Here is a 14,592-nt window from a genome sequence, read left to right on the forward strand (position 1 = left end):
CCCTCAAGCTTGGAGGAGGATGCCGTTCTGATGCGGCCAGGTGACCCGCATCTCCTGGCCCGTATTCACAGCGCCGCCATTGACAGGGCTTCTGTTCAAGCTTGCGACTGCCAGCCGCTGGACGGCATTCGCGAGCTCTAGGTGGTAATAGGTTCGATCACCGACATAGGAAGCCGACAGAACACGCGCCTTTACGGTGTTGCTGCCCGCATCCGTTTCCCGGGCGTCGAGGGACATCTTTTCCGGTCGAACTGCGACGACGACCCTGTCGCCGGCCCTGACCGTTCGCCCACCAGTCGGCACCACGATCATACCGGCGGCGCCTGCATCGACAGTGACGTGATCGCGCACTTCGCGGACCTGACCGGGGAATAGATTGATGGTACCGACAAAACGCGCCACCTCAGTTGAGACGGGACGTTCATATAGATCGCTTGCCGTACCGACTTGTGCAACCTTGCCGGCGGACATCATCGCGACACGGTCTGCCATGGCCAGTGCTTCTTCCTGGTCATGTGTCACGAAGACAAACGTGATGCCGACCGAACGCTGAATCTGCCGCAATTCGATCTGCATCTCCTCGCGAAGCTGCTTATCGAGCGCGCCCAGCGGCTCATCCAACAGCAGCACTTTCGGCCGGCAGATCAAAGCACGCGCCAAAGCGACACGCTGGCGCTGGCCGCCGGAGAGTTGAGTAGCCGCCCGATTGTCAAGGCCCGGCAGGCGGGTCAACTCCAGCATCTCATCCACCCGCGACCTTATTTCAGACTTGGAGAGACCTTTCTTCAAAAGTCCGTAACCGATGTTCTGGCGGACATTCAGATGGGGAAAGATCGCATAGCTCTGAAAGACCATATTGGTGGGCCGAAGATTAGGCGGTACTGTCGCCATCCCTTCCCCATCGATATAGATCTCACCGCTCGTCGGCGCTTCGAAACCGGCCAGCATGCGCAGCAATGTCGTCTTCCCACAGCCGGACGGGCCAAGCAGGGCAAAGAATTCGCCGGTACCGATGGTGAGATCGATGCCATCGACAGCATGAACCGATCCAAAGGACTTCCTGACATTGGAGACGACAATCATCGGATCTTTGGAGATCGCGTTCACAATAAAGCCTCCGACCGCTTTAAGCGCAGCATTTCAGTGATCGTCACTGCGATGATGGAGAAGAAAAGAATACAGCTTCCCAGAGCGAGCATCATTGGCATGCTTTCAGGGAAACGCAGGAGGCCGAACATATAGATCGGCAATGTCGGCTGGCTGCCGCTGAGGAAGAAAGCCAGCATGAATTCATCGAAGGAAACAATGAAGCATAACAGCAGGCTGGCGATGAGCCCCGGCATGGCCAAAGGCAGCGTGATGCGCCAGGCGGTTTCCCAGGCATTCATGCCCAGATCGGCCGATGCCTCTTCGAGGCTTCGATCAAAGCTTTCAAGCCGAGCGATCAGGATCAGCATGGCGAAGGGGATTGTCACCGTGACATGCGCTGCACCGATCGTCCATAACGAAAGAGGAATATCGAGATATTGCCGAAAGAAGCTGAGAAGCGAAGCGCCCTTGATGATGGTCGGCAGGATCAGCGGCAACATGAAAACGGCGTAAAAGAAGTTCTTCGCCGGAACCCGGTATCGCGTCATCGCCTTTGCCACGAGAAAGCCGAGGATCGTCGCGATGACGGCCGATGCCGCGGCAATCTTGATACTGGCCCATAAAGCCGAGAGCATGGCCTCGTTATCGGTCAGCTGGTGATACCACTTGGTGGTGAATTGCGTCAGCGGAAAGACAGCATAGATGTTGTCGTTGAAGGAAAAGACCGGCAGCAACACGACCGGCCCATATAGAACGAGCACATAAAACGCCAGAATCACGGATAAGATCATGGGCAGGCGGCTTCGCCGGGCGGTCGCGCTCATAAGCTGGCCCTCCATTTCTTCCAGAGCCAATAAAGCAGCGCCACGGCACAAACCACGATCACGAGTGCCAGCATCAGGAAGACGGACACGGCCGCCGCCATCGGCGCATTATCTTCCGCGGTAAAGAGCGAAACGATCAGATTGCCGATCATCGTACCGGAGATGCCCCCGAACAGGGACGGCGTCACGTAATCGCCGGCTGCACGAACGAAGATCAGAATCGCCGAGCTGAAGACGCCCGGCAGCGACAAAGGCAAGGTGACGCGGAGGAAGACCTGTATCGCATCATCACCAAGATCCTTCGCCGCCTCCAGGAAGGAGCGATCGATCTTCTCCAGGGACACATAGATCGGCAGGATGGCAAAGACCAGCCAGGAATGCGTCAGCACGATGATGACAGCACCCCGGTTGTAGAGGAGGAATTCCAGCGGATGATCGATAACCCCGAGCCACGCCAGGAAGGAGTTAACCACACCGTTCTCGCCGAGAATCACCTTCCAGGAGGCCACGCGCAGGAAATAGCTGATCCAAAAGGGTATGGTGACGAGGATCAGCCAAACCGCTTTATAGCGGTGAACATGAAATGCCAGGACGTAGGCAAAGGGGTAGGCGACGAGAATCACGGCGACGGTCGTCAGCAGCGGAATCCACAGCGACCGCAGCAGAAGCGCCCGGTAGATATCGCCTTCCGGCGCAAAGAGCGCGAGATAATTGTTCAACGTATATACGACTGGCATGCCCGGATCGGTAAGCTCTCTAAAGCTCACCAGGACCAGGGTGGATACCGATGCAAAAAGCATCACGGCGATGAACAGAAAAGCTGGCGCCATCAGCAGCAGACTGATGAACGCATCGGATCGCTGCCATTGCGGTGGCAAGATATCCGACAACCGGGCAAGCCGTGTCCGACGGCCGCCCGATCGCGCCAGAACTCTAGCGGATGTCATGTCAGAAGCCGGATTTGATCCGGTTATGCAAGGCAACCATCTTACGCAAGGTCGCCTGGGGTACAGCTTTCGCCCAGAGGCCGTGCTTCATGATCTGATCCAGCTTGTCGAAGCCGAGACGCGCCAGGATCTCCGGCGACACCATGCTGAACGACTTTTCATTGGACGAGCCGTAGTAAAGCTTCGAAATATTGAAAGCTCCGGTTTCCGCCGACAGAACGGCATCGAGATAATCGTATTTGAGCTGTTCGTCCGCCGTACCACCCTTGACCAGCGAGAAGCCGTCGATCCAGATCGGCATGCCTTCCTTCGGCACCAGATAATCGACAGGAACGTTCCGCTCTTTCAGACCGGCATACGTCGAATTCCAGCCATAGGCCGCATCGATCTCACCGGAGGACAGTGCCTGCTGCACTTCGGCCTCGGTCGTCCAATAGAAGCGGACCAATTCACGCTGCTTGCGCAGCAGCTCGCCTACCGCCTTCAATTCGTCGTCGGTCAGGTCGTAGGGATCCTTCGCCCCGGCAATCAGAGCGGCGGGAATGATCGTTGCATTGGGCGCGTCGCGCAGCGCGATCTTGCCCTTTAATTTGGGGTCCCAGAGAATGTTCCAGGTCGGATTGTCGACATATTCCGGTGCCGCAGCCTTGCGGAACACCACCCCATTCGTGCCCCAGACCCAGGGAACGAAGTAACGCTCGCCATTCGGCCCGGCCGCCGCATTCTGATCGCGCAGCGGCTTCAATATCTCGTCCCAGTGGGTGAGCTTGGTCGTGTCGATCGGCGCCAACAAGCCATCTTTTACGAAGAAAGGGACATAGTTTTCGGTCGGCGTGACAACATCCGGATGATAGCCGCTGCGAATCTTGGCGCGCGCCTGATCGTTTTCCGTCAGGATCGAGAAACTTGGGGCCTGCTGATGCTTGGCCATATAGGCTGCGTATTGTTCCTTCTGGTCATAATTCGCCCAGGTGAAGACTTCCAATTGCTTCTGGTCGGCATAAGCAAGCCGTGACCTGGTCGATGCTGCCACGATGCCCGCGGAGGCGAGCAATGTATGGAAATGCCGCCGAGTAAGCTCCTTACCGCCGAAGAGCGATTTGAGGTTATCCGAACTCATAATGAAACTCTCCTCCCGATAAATTTTTATATTCGACTAAATAATTATATTGGACGGCGTCTATTTTTCAAGCTAGTTCTTGAAATGTCGATTTCAAAGATTTTCGGTCGGCGGTTGGGAAGCCCCCTCCCCCTTGCCCCGGACTCGTACCCGGCATAAAACGCTTCACATAGATAATGAGGGCCTTCAGTATTCGAGCAGATGATGAGTGCTAATCGCGGCAACACTGGCAAAAAGCGGATGGGAGATAGGCCCATTGTATTGCCGCATAGGGGAAAGCCCGGCGAAGCTTTAGGTCTTCGCGATCGCAAGAAGGCGCAGCAGCGGCTTGATCTGATCGAGGTTGCGGTTCGGCTTTTCAAGAAGCGGGGCTATGAAGCCGTCCGTATGGAGGATATTGCCTCGAAAGCCGAGGTCTCCACCAAGACGGTCTATAACTACTTTCCGACCAAGCGCGATATTCTTATCGAGTTCCTCGTCGCCGATCGCGAAAGAGCGATATCGGAATTTGAAAGAATCATCGAAACGCCGCTCGGCAATCCGATCGACGATTTGGTAAGGCTGATGGAAGCCGATATCGGCGATGTTTTGTTGCCGGGCGAAAGGGCCTTATGGCTTGAAATCATGGCGGTCACGGTGCGCGAGCGGGGAGATGAACGCTTTCGCCGTTACCGCCATATGTTCACCTCCTATTTCGAGACCTTGCTCAGCCATTTTCAGGAAGCAGGCAATATTTCGCCATCGCTCGACGTTGCTCTCGCCGCCCATATTATTCACATCGTCCATTCCGAAAATTTTGAACACTTCTGTATGGAACCGGGTTTAACGGTCGAAGGAGCGCTGTCCCTGGCGCGCAAACAACTGGAATTGTTGTTCAGAGCCTGGGCCGATGATAAGCCGATGGTAGACGCACGCCGGGCACGGAAGTAAAGCGGATGAAGCCGCGCCAAAGCAACATTCGCGCGTGGAAAAGTCAGGGGCGAGGTAAACAATAATGGCTCAGCATTTTATCGTCATCGGCGCCGGCATTGTCGGCATCTCGGCAGGCCTGTATCTGCAGCGCGACGGCCACCGCGTCACGGTGATCGATGAACGTGATCCGGGCGATGGGACATCGAAGGGCAATGCCAGCATCATCGCCATTGAATCCTGCATCCCGATGGCGACACCTGGTGTCGCCTGGGATGTGCCCGGTTACCTGTCCGACCCGATGGGACCTTTAGCGATCCGTTGGTCTTATCTGCCAAAGATCGCGCCCTGGCTCATCCGCTTCATCGCCGCCAGTAAGCCCGACCGGGTCGAGGAAATCTCGATTGCCCTGCGCAGCTTGATGCTCCAGGCGCTGGGCGCGCACAAAACCCTCCTGAAGGAAACCGGGGAGCCGGAAATCCTACGCGAGACCGGCTGGCTGGCAATTTTCGAAACAGACAAGAAATTCCAATCCTACCAGTGGGATCTCGATATCCAGCGGCGTCGCGGCGTTAAGTTCGATATCATCCCGGCTGAAGAAGTGCGTCAGTTCGAACCAAGCCTGGAGCCGATCATCCGGCATGCCGTCTATTATCCCGAAAATGCCTATGCGGCGAACAACTACCGGCTGGTCAAACTGCTGGCTGCCGATTTTGCCCGCCGTGGCGGCGTCATTCTCAAAGAGAAGGTGACCGGCTTCGATATCGGCCTGAATGGACCCACCCATGTCAACACCGCCTCCGGCAAACATGCGGCTGATTCAGTGGTGGTCGCAGCCGGCGCCTGGTCGAAGCAACTCACGCGGCAACTCGGCCATAAGGTACCCTTGGATACCGAACGCGGTTATCATGTGACCTTGCCCAATGCCGGGCGCATGCCGCGCATGCCGCTCTATTCCAGCGATCATTCCTTCGTCATTACACCATTGGATGTGGGCCTGCGTTTCGCCGGTACGGTGGAATTGGGCGGGCTTGAGGCCGCACCCGATTATCGCCGGGCGGAAATCCTGATGAAACACGGCCGCCGGCTGTTCGGCAATTTGGATGAAACCGGGCGCAGCGACTGGATGGGCTTCCGCCCCTCAATGCCGGATTCCTTGCCCGTGATTTCACGCGGCACCCGATGGGCCAATACTTATTTCGGCTATGGGCACGGCCATATCGGCCTGACTTTGGGGCCGTTGACCGGGCGGTTGATCGCCGATCTTGCCGCAGGGCGCGATCCCGGCCTGGATATGCGACCCTTCCGCATCGACCGGTTCCAACGCGTCCACCTCGGCTGGTAGATAAGCCGTGGATCGCCGATGAACTGGAAAAGGTGTTGATCGGCCTGAGGCGTAACCCGGATATCATTGATGAGACATCCATCAGGGACGCCATCAAGGCCAACGCCTTCCATCTGGTTTACCAGCCGAAGATCGATTTGCGAAAGGTCGAAGCGAACACCGCGCATCGCACGGTGGGTTTTGAAGCATTGTTACGCTGGACGCATGCGACGCGAGGCGTGATTTCTCCCACCGACTTCCTGCCGATCATGGAAGCGGCGGGCATGATGGATGATGTCACCGATCTGGTATTTTCCCTCGCGCTACAGCAACAGCGTATATGGCGCGGTCGGGGAATCCGGATATCCGTCGCCATAAACATATCGGCGCAGAACGTTCATGCCACGGACTTCACTGACCATCTCCTCGCGCGCTGTCGCGAATGCGAGGTACCACCGGAATGCCTGATCGTCGAGCTGACAGAAACTGCGGCGATGATGGATGCTGCCGTGGCGATGAATATCCTTACGCGCCTCCGCCTTAAGGGGTTTCGGCTTTCGATTGACGATTTCGGAACCGGCTATTCATCCTTGGTGCAATTGCATTTGCTGCCTTTTTCGGAGCTAAAGATCGACCGTGCTTTCATTCGCGATTGCGGCAGTTCCCGCCAGTCCGAAATCATCGTCAAAACGATGATCGATCTCGGCAAGAATCTGGGATTGGCCGTCGTCGCCGAAGGCATCGAGGACGCCTTGGCCCTGCAGATCGTGTGCGATCTGGGATGCGATTACGGCCAGGGCTTCTATATTTCGCGTCCTTTATCCGCCGAAGCGGCGGAGCAATGGATTCGCAAGACCCAGAATTGATATGATCTGGATGCCCGGCGCTTTTCCGGGCATCCAGGAAGACATAGGCTAGATCTTCGACAGCGCCCGATCCAGGGCCGTAATCGCGATATCCGCATGGTCGCGCTGGAAGACGACCGGTGGGCGAATCTTCAGGATATTACCCAACACACCTTCGCTGCCGATCAGCACGCCCTCGTCTCGCATGAGATTTAGGACGCGCGAGGTCTCGTTCTTGGCCGGCGTCAGCTTCTTGCGGTCCGTTACCAGCTCGACGCCAAGGGCCAAGCCCGTGCCGCGGACATCGCCGATCAGATCGTGTTTTTCCATCAGCTGTTTAATGCCGTTTTTCAGGTATCGCCCGGTCACACTGGCATTCTGGATCAGATTCTCCCGCTCGATGATGTCGAGCACCGCGAGGCCGGCGGCACAGGAGACGTTATTGCCGCCGAAGGTGGAGAAGAACGCGGTTTCTTTCAGGAAACATTCCATGATCTCCGGCGTCGTGATGACCACGCCGAGCGGGTGCCCGTTACCCGCCGGTTTGCCGATCGTGACGATATCGGGCACGACATCATGGTGCATATGGCCCCACATCGTATCGCCCATGCGACCGAAGCCAGATTGCACCTCGTCGCCGATGCAAAGGCCACCGGCCGCCCGCACATTGGCGAAAACGCTCGCCAGATAATCCTTTTGCGGCTCCAGCACGCCATTGGTCATGAAGGCGGAATCCACCATGAAGGCCGCCGGTTTCATCCCCGCCTCGGCCAGGGACGCGATCGCGCGGTCGGCATCCTTCGCGTACAGGCGGCCTAGATCCGGCATGCCATATTTATGAATGCCGCGATAGCCGTCCGGCGCCATCAAGGTCCGCATATGCGGTGCGATGGCGCCGGTCAGGCTGCCGGAAGGAGAGAAGGCGTCCACCGCATCGGTGATGCCGTGATAGGCGAAATCCATGGTCAGGCCGCCGGTATTGCCGGTGTAAGCCTTGGCCATGCGCCAGGCAATGTCATTGGCTTCGCTGCCGGAATTAACGAAAGCGCAGACCTTCAGCTTTCCCGGCAGCGTCGTACCCAGGCGTTCGCTGTATTCCAGGACCTGTTCGCCCAGATACCGGGTGTTCGTGTTGAGAGTCTTGATCTGCTGCGTCAGCGCATTGACCACGTGAGGATGGCAGTGACCGACATGCGGCACATTGTTGTAACAGTCGAGATAGCGCCGGCCCTCAACGCTTGTGAGCCAGACACCGTCGCCAGACACCATATGCAAGGGCGGATCGTAGAAGACATAAAGGCGAGAACCCATCACCGCCTTGCGCCGTTCGATCATCCGATCGACGCTGACAGTCGCGTTTTTGTGTTTGAAATTGCCGCAGGCGGCAAAGGCGGCCTGTGTGAAGGCCTCGCGTCCGATCCCGATAATTGAGGCGCAGGCATCCAGGCCCGTTTCGCCATATTCGGCGAGGTAATTGGCCTCATCCGGCGTCTCTTTGGAACGCACGGCATTGGTGAGCGGAGTCAATAGCAGACGCGCAAGGACGAGATCATAAAGAAGGTTGATTTCTTCATCCTCTAGCGGTGTCACCGCGTGGTAGGCAGCGAGCATCGTCTGCATCACATCCACCGCCTTGTCCGGCGCGATGATGAAATCGGCGATCGTATCGGCGATATCGATGACTAGCGGTCCATGCACCATGTCGCCGAAATCGATGATCCCGGCGATTTCCGGCGAGGCGCCAGCTGTCAGGATCAGATTATGTGCGTGGACATCCCCGTGGATCACCTGCGTTCGCAAGCGTGCCAGCGATGGCAGCACATTCTTATCGAAGGTGCCGACGATGCGCCGGACCATGTCGCGATGCGCCGCCGGCAGCAGATCGACGTAAGGCTGGAATTTCGAGATTTCGCGGATATCCCACAGCAGCCCGCGATTGGCGATTGCCGGGAGCGAGAGGCCGCGCATCGCCCGCCCGAGCCGGGCTACCATCGTGCCGATCTTGCGGTTCAGCGCGGTGTCCAGAACCGAGGCATCGGCGATCCGACCCTCCAGGAATGAGAGCACATAGAAGAGATGTTGCGATTTACCGCCCGGCGATGCGATCCGCACGGTAGTGTCGCCACTCCTCGCAGAGCGGACACGCGGCACCGGCAGCGTTGGATCGACGGCAGCGATATGGCGAAGCGTCTCGATCTGCGCATTGATAATGTCTTCGGGCTCCTCCGTATTGGAGATTTTGAGAACCCAGGCCGTGCCGTCGGCCTCGCGCAATCTGACATTCTGGTCGCGCTCACTGTAAAGCGGTTCCAGGGTGCCCCTGAGGCCGAAATGCTGTTCGGCCAGACGTTCGATCTCTGAAACCGGGAAACGCGGCGCATTGGCATGCAGGAACTTCATGATCTATCTCTCAAAAATTGGACATCCGCGCCGCCTGACATCCTTCTGCGATGGGCGGTCGTTTGCAGGATCGATAGAGTGAGACAGCGATCTCGACATTCCTCCCCTATGCAGAGTCCGGCAGTGCCAACTAGCGTGATCGACCAGCTAAACGCAATACAGATTCTCGATCGTTCTTGACAACCTGTCCTGCACCCCCGCCAAATATTGGACAAACGTCCAATGTTCTGGGGGGAAAAGATGAAAGAGCAATTCGTCGAAACCGAACAAATCGGCCACGTCCTGGTCATCACGCTCAACCGGCCGAAGGTGAATGCAATCAGTCGCGCCTTGAGCCGCGCCATTCACGCGGCCGCCGAACATCTACAAACGGACCCCAATCTCCGCGTCGGCGTCATTACCGCAAAGGGCGACCGGGTCTTCTCCGCCGGCTGGGATTTTCGCGACAGCGTGCAGCAGGATGCGGAGACGGGCGACCGCGATTTCGATATGACCCACGGCCCCGGCGGCTTTGCGGGCATCACTCGCTATTGGGACTTGAAGAAGCCGCTGATCGCTGCCGTCAATGGCGCTGCGATCGGTGGCGGCTTCGAGATCGCACTGGCAGCCGATGTGATTATTGCCGCAGAAAATGCTTATTTTGAACTGCCTGAGATGCAGCGTGGCTTTCTACCAGATGCCGGGGGCGTCCAGCGGCTGCCGCGACGCATACCTTATAATGTCGCTATGGAGATGATCTTGAGTGGCCGACGCATGTCAGCAGCTGAAGCAAAAGGCTGGGGACTCGTGCATGATGTTGTACCGCAGGCAAAGCTTGGGGAGACGGCGGTCACGCTGGCCACGCAAATTGCGAAAGGCGCGCCCCTCGCATTGCAGGCTTTGAAGGAAGTCATGCAGGTCATCGACCACTTGCCGGTGCAAGAGGCGATTCAGGTTACGCGGGCGCCGGATGCGCGCATGCCCATCTTTCAGCGCATGTGGACTAGCGAGGATGCAAAGGAAGGTCCCCGCGCCTTCCTCGAAAGACGCGAACCGGTCTGGCGCGGCCGCTGATTGATGCGGTTTTCCGCCCAAAAATTTGTTGAACGTCCAACAAATGTATGGAACAGTCGCCGGGTCAGGCCAATATGAGCCGGCCGCCGGAACGCTCCGGAAGAAGCCGGCCAGGCCTTGTGCGGAGGAGAGATCCATGAAGCGGTTTACGACGGCTGCCACGGCAGCCCTGTCGCTTGTTACCCTTGCCAATGCAGCACCCGCTTTCGCGGCCGATAGCGTCGCGGTGGCATCCTATGGCGGCGCCTATCAGGAGGCGTTGCACAAGGCATTTTACGAACCGACGGCAAAGACCCTGGGCATCGACATCAAGGAATTCACGCTCTCGGGCATTACCGATGTACGCACACAAGTGAAAGCCGGCGCGGTCGAATGGGATGTCGTGGAATTATATGCCGGGCAATGCCAGCAGGCGGCTGATGAAGGCCTGATCGAGCCATTGGACTACAACGTCATTAAAACCGACGGCGTGCCGAAGCAGTTGGTGCAAAGCCATTGGGTCGGCTTTACGGCTTATTCCACCGTCCTCGCCTGGAACAAGGATGTCTATAAGGACAATCCGCCGAAGAGCTGGGCGGATTTCTGGGACGTGAAGAAGTTCCCCGGCACGCGTGCGCTCTCCGGTTACGGCCCGTCCACGAATGCGGAAATCGCCTTGATGGCGGATGGCGTCGCGACGGACAAGCTCTATCCACTTGACATGGACCGGGCTTTCAAGAAGTTGGAAGAGATCAAGCCGGACATCACGGTCTGGTGGAATTCGGGCGCGCAATCCGGCCAATTGGCGGTCAATCAGGAAGCCGACATGCTGGCGATCTGGGTGGCGCGTATCGACGCGGCCATCAAGGAAGGCGCCCCCTACGACTTCACCTATAACGAGGGCGTTGTCGATATTGAATGCCTGGTCGTTCCCAAAGGCGCCAAGCATAAGGACCTCGCGATGAAGGTCATTAATGAGTTCCTGAAGCCGGAACATCAGGCCGACCTGCCGAAATATGTGCCTTACGGCCCGGTCAACCAGGACGCCTATAAGACGGGCAAGATCACGCCGGATCTCCTGAAGAACGCGAACTCGACCCCGGAAAACCTCGCCAAGCAGGTGATCCAGGACAAGCCCTATTGGGCCAAGAACGGCCAGGCGGCACAGGAACGCTGGGACGCCTTCCTGCAAAAGTGAGACAGGATGGGCGGCCGATGACCGGCCGCCCATTCCTAACGACGCATCACTCGTATCTGAACTTACAGTCTGGAACGACCATGGAGACTAGCGGCAGCCGGTCGACGGCGGCTCGGGCATTGCCCGTCGTCATTCGCAATATCGTCAAACATTACGGCGCGGTCCGCGCCCTTGACGATGTCTCCCTGACGGTTGGGCAAGGTGAATTCGTCACCCTGCTCGGCCCCTCCGGTTCCGGCAAGACGACCTTGCTGATGACCATCGCGGGTTTTGCGCGCCCCACCGCCGGATCGATTGTGGTCGGCGATACCGAGGTTGTGCGCCTGCCGCCCCATAAGCGCGATATCGGCATGGTCTTCCAGAATTATGCCCTTTTCCCTCATATGACCGTCGGGGAAAATGTCGCCTATCCGCTGCGCCTACGGAACAAGCCAAAGGCGGAGATCGCCGAACGGGTGGAGCAGGTTCTCGATCTGGTCCAACTGGCCGGCTATGGCAGCCGTCGGGTCGATGAACTTTCCGGCGGCCAGCGCCAGCGCATCGCCCTTGCGCGGGCGATCGTTTTCGAGCCCCGCATTCTGCTGATGGATGAACCGCTTTCCGCTCTCGACAAGCAATTGCGCGAGCGGATGCAGATCGAGATCCGCCGCCTGCATGACAGGCTGGGGATGACGACGATTGCCGTCACTCATGATCAGCGCGAGGCTCTGACGATGTCGGACCGGGTTGCCGTCCTGCACCAAGGACGATTGACTCAATTCGATACGCCGCGCCGCCTGTATGAAAGGCCCGCCAACCGGTTCGTCGCCGAGTTCATCGGCGAATCCAGCTTTTTGCCGGTCTCCGTCGAGAATGGGACCGCTCGCTATGGCGACACTGTCTTGTCGCTGGCGGAGACACCACCCGGCGCCGCCGCTCAGCTCTTACTGCTGCGGCCGGAGAAGCTGCTCTTCCTGGATGGTCAGGCATTCAGCCATTCCACCACGATAAACCGGCTGCGCGGCATGGTCACCGAAGCCGTCTTCCAGGGCGAAAGCGTGCTGCTGGCAGTTCGTCTGGAAGGCGGCCACGAAATTCATACGCGCCTGCCCAATCGCCAGATCGATAATGCCGCCGCGCCGGAGATCGGCGCGCCGATCGAGCTGGGCCTTGCTGCCGAAGACACGCTGCTGGTGCCGGGAGATCGCTGATGGCCATATCCACCGCCGCTGCAAATCTACCGGGCGACGCCCATTACCTTACGGAACTTGAACAGGATGCGCGCCGCGAGAAGCGGCAGCTTTTCGCGCTCTGCACGCCCGGCCTGTTGCTGACGATGCTTCTGCTCTTCCTGCCGATCGGCTGGCTGTTCTGGTTTTCCTTCATCGATGCCGACGGCAATCCCACGTTTGAACATTACAGCCGGATCTGGACGGAAGGTGCCTATGTGCAGATTTTTGTCATCACCTTCCAGATCAGCATCCTGGTGACCGTAATTTGCGTTCTGCTCGGCTATCCAGTTGCCTATTGCCTGTCGCAATTGCCAGCCAAATGGTCCGGCCTGCTGCTGATCGGCATTCTGCTGCCGTTCTGGACATCGCTGCTGGTACGCACCTATGCCTGGCTCGTCCTGCTGCAACGGCGCGGTATCGTCAACGATACGTTGATCGATCTCGGCATCGTACAGCAGCCATTGCCGCTAATGCACAACATGACGGGAACCATCATCGGCATGGTTCACATCATGATCCCCTTCCTGGTCCTGCCGCTTTATGCCTCGATGAAATCGATCGACGGCTCTTATCTCCGGGCCGCCGCGAATCTAGGTGCCTCACCCACGCGTGCCTTTTGGGAGATCTATCTGCCCCTATCCCTGCCGGGGCTGCTCGCCGGTCTTGTCCTGACCTTCATCCTCTGTCTCGGCTTTTATATCACGCCCGCCGTTCTCGGCGGCGGGCGCGTCCAGATGATCGCCCAGCGGATCGAGGCTTCGGTTCACCTTTACCCTACCTGGGGTCCGGCAAGTGCGCTCGGCGCCGTGCTGCTGCTCCTCACCACACTGATCCTGCTCGCGAGCCATTTGCTGCTTGGCCGCTGGCGCAGGCGTCTCGGCTGAGGAGGGAGAGATGGAAAGCCACGTCACCCATCAGCAGCGCCTCTGGCTTTATCTGCTGACCGTTCTCGTCATCTGCTTCCTAGTGCTGCCGAGCCTCATCGTCATTCCAATGTCCTTTTCCGGCGCAAATTCGCTGATGTTTCCGCCGAAGACCTGGTCCCTGCGCTGGTATGACAATTTCATCCACTCGCCCCAATGGCTCGAAGCCACCTGGGTCTCGGTGCGGGTGGCTTTCTTCACCACCTTGCTGGCGACGCCGATTGGGACGGCTGCCGCATATGGGCTACATGTTGGCCGCTTCGTCTTTGCGCCCGTCATCTATGGCATGTTGATCGCCGCTCTCATGGTGCCGGTTATCCTCATCGCCGTCGGCGCGTTTTTCCTTTTTGCGCAGCTCGACATGATCAACACCATTCCGGCCCTGGTTCTCTGCGACACGCTGCTCGCGGTGCCTTTCGTTCTCGTCACTGTCGCAGCCGGCTTCAAGGGCTATGACATGAACCAGGAACAGGTGGCGCGCTCGCTGGGCGCCCATCGCTTCAAGGCCTTCATGACCGTGACCCTGCCGCAGATCCGCGCTTCGGTGATGGCGGGCGGCTTCTTTGCCTTCATCATCGCTTTCGATGAAGTCGTGATCGCGATTTTCATGTCCGGCGGTGAAGGCGCGACGCTCACCAACCTGATGTTCTCCAGCCTGCGCGACCAGGTCGATCCGACCATCGCGGCGATCTCAACCTTGATGATCGTGCTGACGACGATCCCGCCACTTGCTGTTCACATTCTATCACTGAAACGCCAGCGCCGCTGAG

The 14,592-nt window shown here is 58.2% G+C and carries 13 protein-coding genes; 8 read left to right on the forward strand and 5 right to left on the reverse strand.

What is annotated here, in order from left to right; all coding sequences use genetic code 11:
• Positions 1-3: 3 nt before the first annotated feature.
• Genes SMD27_RS12960 through SMD27_RS12975 form a run of 4 tightly spaced genes read right to left on the reverse strand, consistent with a single transcriptional unit; the run spans position 4 to position 3,980 of the window.
• Positions 4-1,107, reverse strand: coding sequence for an ABC transporter ATP-binding protein (locus SMD27_RS12960; RefSeq protein WP_320508823.1), 1,104 nt, complete (start codon positions 1,105-1,107; stop codon positions 4-6).
• On the reverse strand, positions 1,104-1,913 hold the full coding sequence (locus SMD27_RS12965) for an ABC transporter permease (RefSeq protein ID WP_320508824.1): 810 nt from the start codon (positions 1,911-1,913) through the stop codon (positions 1,104-1,106). The genes SMD27_RS12960 and SMD27_RS12965 overlap by 4 nt, the downstream gene beginning before the upstream one ends.
• Positions 1,910-2,860 (reverse strand): ABC transporter permease, encoded by a 951-nt coding sequence (locus SMD27_RS12970; protein WP_320508825.1) that lies wholly within the window; start codon positions 2,858-2,860, stop codon positions 1,910-1,912. Before SMD27_RS12970 ends, SMD27_RS12965 begins: the two co-directional genes overlap by 4 nt.
• Before the next feature lies 1 nt (position 2,861).
• On the reverse strand, positions 2,862-3,980 hold the full coding sequence (locus SMD27_RS12975; RefSeq protein ID WP_320508826.1) for an ABC transporter substrate-binding protein: 1,119 nt from the start codon (positions 3,978-3,980) through the stop codon (positions 2,862-2,864).
• Positions 3,981-4,241: 261 nt separating this feature from the next.
• Between SMD27_RS12975 and SMD27_RS12980 the strand changes: the two genes are divergently transcribed.
• The 3 genes from SMD27_RS12980 (at position 4,242) to SMD27_RS12990 (ending at position 7,079) form a co-directional block, all read left to right on the forward strand.
• Positions 4,242-4,910 (forward strand): TetR/AcrR family transcriptional regulator, encoded by a 669-nt coding sequence (locus SMD27_RS12980; protein WP_320508827.1) that lies wholly within the window; start codon positions 4,242-4,244, stop codon positions 4,908-4,910.
• 64 nt (positions 4,911-4,974) lie between these two features.
• On the forward strand, positions 4,975-6,234 hold the full coding sequence (locus SMD27_RS12985; protein WP_320508828.1) for an NAD(P)/FAD-dependent oxidoreductase: 1,260 nt from the start codon (positions 4,975-4,977) through the stop codon (positions 6,232-6,234).
• 35 nt (positions 6,235-6,269) lie between these two features.
• Complete coding sequence (locus SMD27_RS12990; protein WP_320508829.1) at positions 6,270-7,079, forward strand: EAL domain-containing protein; 810 nt, start codon at positions 6,270-6,272, stop codon at positions 7,077-7,079.
• Between the two features lie 48 nt (positions 7,080-7,127).
• Here the strand turns inward: SMD27_RS12990 and SMD27_RS12995 are convergent, their stop codons facing one another.
• Positions 7,128-9,458 (reverse strand): aminotransferase class III-fold pyridoxal phosphate-dependent enzyme, encoded by a 2,331-nt coding sequence (locus tag SMD27_RS12995; protein WP_320508830.1) that lies wholly within the window; start codon positions 9,456-9,458, stop codon positions 7,128-7,130.
• Between the two features lie 240 nt (positions 9,459-9,698).
• Between SMD27_RS12995 and SMD27_RS13000 the strand changes: the two genes are divergently transcribed.
• The 5 genes from SMD27_RS13000 to SMD27_RS13020 all read left to right on the forward strand — a co-directional run bounded on the left by SMD27_RS13000 (position 9,699) and on the right by SMD27_RS13020 (position 14,591).
• Positions 9,699-10,511 (forward strand): enoyl-CoA hydratase-related protein, encoded by an 813-nt coding sequence (locus SMD27_RS13000; protein ID WP_320508831.1) that lies wholly within the window; start codon positions 9,699-9,701, stop codon positions 10,509-10,511.
• Between the two features lie 136 nt (positions 10,512-10,647).
• A complete protein-coding gene (locus tag SMD27_RS13005) occupies positions 10,648-11,688 on the forward strand; it encodes an ABC transporter substrate-binding protein (protein ID WP_320508832.1) in 1,041 nt (346 codons plus the stop codon).
• A gap of 80 nt (positions 11,689-11,768) precedes the next feature.
• Positions 11,769-12,878 carry an ABC transporter ATP-binding protein gene (locus SMD27_RS13010; protein ID WP_320508833.1) on the forward strand — a complete coding sequence of 370 codons (1,110 nt, stop codon included), beginning with the start codon at positions 11,769-11,771 and terminating at the stop codon, positions 12,876-12,878.
• The gene (locus SMD27_RS13015) at positions 12,878-13,783 is read left to right on the forward strand and encodes an ABC transporter permease (RefSeq protein WP_320508834.1); all 906 of its coding nucleotides are present in this window, start codon (positions 12,878-12,880) and stop codon (positions 13,781-13,783) included. Before SMD27_RS13010 ends, SMD27_RS13015 begins: the two co-directional genes overlap by 1 nt.
• Before the next feature lie 10 nt (positions 13,784-13,793).
• Positions 13,794-14,591 carry an ABC transporter permease gene (locus SMD27_RS13020; protein ID WP_320508835.1) on the forward strand — a complete coding sequence of 266 codons (798 nt, stop codon included), beginning with the start codon at positions 13,794-13,796 and terminating at the stop codon, positions 14,589-14,591.
• Position 14,592 lies beyond the last annotated feature (1 nt).

The sequence above is a fragment of the Dongia soli genome, from assembly GCF_034044715.1.
Lineage (GTDB): Bacteria > Pseudomonadota > Alphaproteobacteria > Dongiales > Dongiaceae > Dongia_B > Dongia_B soli.

Excerpts from the sequence above, each read along its gene's own strand:
- SMD27_RS12965 (WP_320508824.1), bottom strand. The coding sequence starts at position 1,913 with ATGAGCGCGACCGCCCGGCGAAGCCGCCTGCCCATGATCTTATCCGTG.
- SMD27_RS12970 (WP_320508825.1), bottom strand. The coding sequence starts at position 2,860 with ATGACATCCGCTAGAGTTCTGGCGCGATCGGGCGGCCGTCGGACACGG.
- SMD27_RS12975 (WP_320508826.1), bottom strand. The coding sequence starts at position 3,980 with ATGAGTTCGGATAACCTCAAATCGCTCTTCGGCGGTAAGGAGCTTACT.
- SMD27_RS12985 (WP_320508828.1), top strand. The coding sequence starts at position 4,975 with ATGGCTCAGCATTTTATCGTCATCGGCGCCGGCATTGTCGGCATCTCG.
- SMD27_RS12995 (WP_320508830.1), bottom strand. The coding sequence starts at position 9,458 with ATGAAGTTCCTGCATGCCAATGCGCCGCGTTTCCCGGTTTCAGAGATC.
- SMD27_RS13000 (WP_320508831.1), top strand. The coding sequence starts at position 9,699 with ATGAAAGAGCAATTCGTCGAAACCGAACAAATCGGCCACGTCCTGGTC.
- SMD27_RS13005 (WP_320508832.1), top strand. The coding sequence starts at position 10,648 with ATGAAGCGGTTTACGACGGCTGCCACGGCAGCCCTGTCGCTTGTTACC.
- SMD27_RS13010 (WP_320508833.1), top strand. The coding sequence starts at position 11,769 with ATGGAGACTAGCGGCAGCCGGTCGACGGCGGCTCGGGCATTGCCCGTC.
- SMD27_RS13015 (WP_320508834.1), top strand. The coding sequence starts at position 12,878 with ATGGCCATATCCACCGCCGCTGCAAATCTACCGGGCGACGCCCATTAC.
- SMD27_RS13020 (WP_320508835.1), top strand. The coding sequence starts at position 13,794 with ATGGAAAGCCACGTCACCCATCAGCAGCGCCTCTGGCTTTATCTGCTG.